5 protein-coding genes are annotated in these 4,939 nt (G+C 71.3%); 2 read left to right on the forward strand and 3 right to left on the reverse strand.

Going from position 1 to position 4,939, the window contains the following annotated elements:
- Together AAHM41_RS38825 and AAHM41_RS38830 are read right to left on the reverse strand one after the other, a co-directional pair.
- The coding region (locus AAHM41_RS38825) for a 2-oxoglutarate and iron-dependent oxygenase domain-containing protein (RefSeq protein WP_342241988.1) at positions 1-304 on the reverse strand (304 nt) is incomplete at its 3' end.
- Between the two features lie 91 nt (positions 305-395).
- Complete coding sequence (locus tag AAHM41_RS38830; protein ID WP_342241989.1) at positions 396-1,313, reverse strand: LysR family transcriptional regulator; 918 nt, start codon at positions 1,311-1,313, stop codon at positions 396-398.
- A 77-nt stretch (positions 1,314-1,390) separates the two neighbouring features.
- On the opposite strand from AAHM41_RS38830, the gene AAHM41_RS38835 reads away from it, so the two are divergent.
- The gene (locus tag AAHM41_RS38835; protein WP_342241990.1) at positions 1,391-2,287 is read left to right on the forward strand and encodes an NmrA family NAD(P)-binding protein; all 897 of its coding nucleotides are present in this window, start codon (positions 1,391-1,393) and stop codon (positions 2,285-2,287) included.
- Between the two features lie 36 nt (positions 2,288-2,323).
- Here AAHM41_RS38835 and AAHM41_RS38840 read toward each other — a convergent pair whose 3' ends face one another.
- Entirely contained in the window at positions 2,324-2,887 is a 564-nt protein-coding gene (locus AAHM41_RS38840) for a hypothetical protein (RefSeq protein ID WP_342241991.1), read from the reverse strand.
- Positions 2,888-3,125: 238 nt separating this feature from the next.
- Here AAHM41_RS38840 and AAHM41_RS38845 point away from each other — a divergent pair.
- A partial coding sequence (locus tag AAHM41_RS38845) for an ABC transporter ATP-binding protein (protein WP_342241992.1) occupies positions 3,126-4,939 on the forward strand: 1,814 nt, incomplete at its 3' end.

The following is a 4,939-nucleotide window of genomic DNA, read 5'->3' on the forward strand; positions in this document are numbered from 1 at the left end:
TCGATAAGCCCTCCTTCTGGGCGGGCGGCCGCCGGTCGCCCAGCGACCGGGCCAGGCTCTCCCCCGCCACCGGCGAATAGCCGTAGGGATAGCCGGGCCGCGGCATCGCCACGCTCCGCTTCGCCGCGTCGGGCAGGTCGAAGAAGGCGCGCGCCGCGGCCCAGCCGCGGTCGATCACCGCCGCCGGCACGCCATGGCCGGTCACCACCAGGAAGCCAACGCGTTCGCAGGCCGCGGCCACCGCAGCGGCCACGTTCTCCCCCGCCGCCGCGGGGGCCAGATCGATCACCGGCACCAGGCTCATCCGCCCCTCCCCTGTCCGGCGCCATCTCACGACGCCGCGCCGCCGCGGTCAAAGCCTGTTCGCGCCCGCCGCCAGCTCGGGGCGCCCGCCCTCAGTCCCGGGTCGCCTCGCGCGCCGCTTCCGCCATCTGCCGGCGCAGCCAGGCATGGGCCGGGTCGTCCTGCCGCCGCTCGTGCCAGATCATCGACACGGTGAGCGGCTCGATCTCGAGCGGCAGCTCCAGCACCTCAATGGGCGCGGTGGCGGCGATGCGGCGCGCCAGCCGGCGCGGCAGCGACAGGATCATGTCGCTCTCGGCCACCAGCATCGGCGCCGCGATGAAATGCGGCATCCGCATCGCCACCCGCCGGCTCAGCCCGTGCCGGGCCAGCGCTACGTCGACCGGCGCCTCGCCCCGGCCGGTGATGATCACCAGCAGATGCGACAGGGCGGCGAAGCGCTCCAGCGTCAGCCCCGCCGCGATCACGGGATGGCCGCGGCGGACGGCGCAGACCAGGTCCTCGTCGTACAGCGCCCGGCGGAAGAAGCCGGCCGGAAGGCTGTCGTAGACGCCGAGCGCCAGGTCGGCGGCATCCGCGGCGATCAGCCCGACATGGTCGCCGGCCGGGGGCGGGATCTCCAGGTCCAGCCCCGGCGCCAGGCGCGACAGCCGCGACACCAAGGCGGGCATCACCAGCAGGGTGGTGTAGTCGACGCCGGCGATGGTCACGCGGCCGCGCGCCGACGCCGGGTCGAAGGCCGGCGGCGCCACGATCGCCCGGGCGCCCTCCAGCAGCCGTGCCACCGGCTCGGCCAGGGCGGCGGCCCGCGGCGTCAGCTCCAGCCCCTGCGGCGTCCGTACCACGATCCGGTCGGCCAGCAGCCGGCGCAGCCGACCCAGCGCCCGGCTGGCCGCCGGCTGGCTGAGGCCGAGCCGCAAGCCCGCCCGGGTGACGCTGCGCTCGCGCAGCAGCGCGTCCAGCAGCTTCAGCAGGTTGAGGTCGACTCCGGCCAGATCCACTTCACGCATGCAGAAGATCATATCCATGCATTTGCGATATGGCGATCCCCGGCGCATCTCTTCGGCACCGACCCGGCTGCGGGCGGGTGAACGCAGGAGAAAGCCATGTATGTCGTCGCCGGCGTGAGCGGGAACACGGGGGCCGCCGCCGCCCGAACCTGATCGAGACGGGCGAGCGCGTCCGCGTCCTCGTCCGCGACGCCGCCAAGGCCGAGAGCTGGGCGCGGCAAGGCGCCGAGGTCGCGGTCGCCGACCTTGCCGATGGTTCGGCGCTGACCGCTGCCCTGTCCGGGGCGCGCGGCGCCTATCTGCTGAATCCGCCCGGCTATGCGGCGGAGGATCCCTTCGCCGACGCCGCGGCCGTGGCCGACGCCATCGCCCAGGCGGCGACCGCCGCCCGCCTGCCGAAGCTGGTGGTGCTATCCTCGGTCGGCGCAGACCGGCCGAGCGGCACCGGAATGATCGCCACCCTCCGGATCCTGGAGCAGCGGCTGGCCGAGATCGGCCTGCCGGTGGCCTTCATCCGCGCCGCCTATTTCATGGAGAACTGGGCGGAGGTGGCCGGCGTCGCTGCCGCCGAGGGCGTGCTGCCCAGCTTCCTGGCGCCGCTCGACCGGGCCATCCCGATGGTCGCAACCGCCGATATCGGCCGCGCCGCTGCCGAGGTCCTGCGCGAGGACTGGGCCGGGCAGCGGACGATCGCCCTGCAGGGACCGGCCACGTACTCTCCGGACGACGTCGCGGCGGCCTTCGCCCGGGCGCTCGGCAAGCCGGTGCAGGCCGTCGCCGTGCCCGAGGCCGGCTGGGCCGAGGCCCTGTCGCACGGCGGCCTCTCGGCCCGCAGCATCGCCGGCTTCACCGAGATGATGCGGGGCCTCAACAGCGGCCATATCGATTTCGGCAGCGATCCGGCCGTCGAGCCGCGCCGCGGCCGGGAGCCGATCGACACCGTCGTCGCCGCGCTGGTGAAGGCCGTGGCCTGAGCCCGAGGGCGAGGGGCAAGGCCCCTCGCCCGCCGGTCACTTCAGCGCCGAGAGATCGACGGCGGCGGCGTATGTCTGCTTCGCCTCCGCCGGCGCATCGCCGGTGACGGTGACCAGGAAGCGGTCGTCGACCAGCATCTGCAGCTCACCCTGCTCGGTCTGCACGGCCTGCTGGCTGCCGATCTTGACCAGCTTGCCCATCATGGCCGCCATCGCCGGGTTGCTGTAGAGCCCGGCCATCTGCGCCACCAGCGGCGAATCCACCATCACCTGGATGCGCACCTGCTGGCCATCGGCGTTGTCGTAGCTGCGCTCGGCCTGCACGCCGCCGCCGAACACCGCCGCGGCGGTCGAATCGCCGGAAGCATCTGTCGCCGTCCAGCCGTCGAGCGGCCCGGGCAGGGCCTTGGCCAGCTGCTCCGCCACCAGCTGGCCCAGCAGCGTGGACGCCAGGTCCGCCGCCTTCTTCGCCCGCCCGTAATCGCCGCTGCTGTAGGCCGAGTCGGCCTGGTCGAGCGCGTCGTGGATGTCGTCCGCCAAGGCCGGCCGGATGCCCCATCCGGCCAGCGCCACCAGCAGCGGCACGAAAATGTACTTCATCTGCAGTCCCCAATTCGGATGCCGTGGCCGGACGATCCGGCCGCGCCCCTGCATCCATGGCGGCGATTCTAGAGGCTGGCGCCGGGCCGCCAGTGACCCCGCGCACAGACGAAAATGACGCGAGCCCTGCACGGAACGAATTCCTGTGTCCAACTGTCCGGTCTTTTCGTCGCCGTTTTGTCGGCGCAGGCTTAATCCTGCCGCCCAAAGAAGAAACGCCCGCCGGGAAGCCCTCCCCATGTTCCGCTTTTTCGAAGCCCGCGTGCTGCCGACCGCCACGGGCATGCCTGGCCAGCCGCCGGGCAACCTGTTGCGGTTCTACTGGTTCTTCCTGCGGCAGGTCCGCTGGTACTACCTCGCCCTGCTCGGCGCCGGGCTGACCGTCGCGCTGCTCGACGCGCTGATCCCGGTATTCATCGGCCGGGTCGTCACCCTGCTCGGCACCGTCTCGCCCGAAGCCCTGTTCGCCGACCATTGGCACCTGCTGGCCGGCATGGCGGCGGTGCTGCTGGTGTGCCGCCCCGCCGCCCTGTTCCTGCAGGCGCTGATCACCAACCAGATCATCGCCTCCGGCTTCACCAACCTGGTCCGGTGGCAGAGCCACTGGCATGTCGTGCGGCAGAGCTGGACCTTCTTCCAGAACGACTTCGCCGGCCGCATCGCCAACCGGGTGATGCAGACCGGCGTGGCCCTGCGCGACAGCACGGTGACGTCGATCGTCGCGGTCTGGTACCTGACCGTCTACGGCACCAGCGCGCTGGTGCTGCTGGCCAGCGCCGACCTGTGGCTGGCGCTGCCGACCATGGGCTGGTTCGCGATCTACATCCTGCTCCTGACCTGTTTCGTGCCGCGGCTGAAGCAGCGCTCGCTGGAGATGTCGGAGGCGCGGTCGCTGCTGACCGGCCGGATCGTCGACAGCTACACCAACATCCTGACGGTGAAGCTGTTCGCCCGGGCGAAGGAGGAGGACGACTACGTCCGCGAGGCGGTGGACGGCCACACCACGATCTTCCGCCGCCAGCTGCGGCTGATCACCCTGTTCAACCTGTGCCTGTCGACCACCAACGCGACGCTGGTGGTGTCGACCGCGGCCATCGCCATCCTGCTGTGGCGCCAGGGGGTGGTGGCGCTGGGCGCCGTCGCCATGGTGCTGCCGCTGACCTGGCAGATCGTCAACATGGCGGGCTGGGTGGCGCAGCAGGTGACCACGATCTTCGAGAATATCGGCGTGGTGCAGGAAGGCATGATCTCGATCGCCAACCCGCTGCGCCTGGTCGACAAGCCGGATGCCGAGCGGCTGAAGGTGACCAAGGGCGGCATCCGCTTCGACCAGGTCAGCTTCAACTACGGCCGGCCGGGCGGCGTGATTGAGAATATGAACCTCGACATCCGGCCGGGCGAGAAGATCGGCCTGGTCGGACGCTCCGGCGCCGGCAAGTCGACCCTGGTCAACCTGCTGCTGCGCTTCTTCGACCTCGAGCGCGGCCGCATCCTGATCGACGGCCAGGACATCGCCGGGGTGACGCAGGAAAGCCTGCGCGAGCAGATCTCGGTGGTCACCCAGGACACCTCGCTGCTGCACCGGTCGATCTTCGAGAACCTGAACTACGGCCGGCCGACCGCCACCAAGGCCGAGGTGATCGCCGCGGCCAAGCAGGCCCATGCCCACGACTTCATCCAGGATGTCGAGGACTGGCGCGGCCGGCGCGGCTACGAGGCCCATGTCGGCGAGCGCGGCGTGAAGCTGTCCGGCGGCCAGCGCCAGCGCGTGGCGATCGCCCGGGTGGTCTTGAAGAACGCGCCGATCCTGATCCTGGACGAGGCGACCTCGGCGCTCGATTCCGAGGTCGAGGCGGCGATCCAGGAGCAGCTCGAGGACCTGATGGAAGGCAAGACGGTGATCGCCATCGCCCACCGCCTGTCGACCATCGCCCGGATGGACCGTCTGGTGATCCTGGAGCGCGGCCGCATCGTCGAGGTCGGCAGCCACGAGGAACTGCTGAAGGCCAACGGCCACTACGCCTCGCTGTGGCGCCGCCAGTCCGGCGGCTT

The organism is Inquilinus sp. OTU3971 (assembly GCF_038440215.1).

Bases quoted from the DNA above. Each gene is read 5' to 3' on its own strand.
- AAHM41_RS38830 (WP_342241989.1), bottom strand. From the start codon at position 1,313: ATGCGTGAAGTGGATCTGGCCGGAGTCGACCTCAACCTGCTGAAGCTG.
- AAHM41_RS38840 (WP_342241991.1), bottom strand. From the start codon at position 2,887: ATGAAGTACATTTTCGTGCCGCTGCTGGTGGCGCTGGCCGGATGGGGC.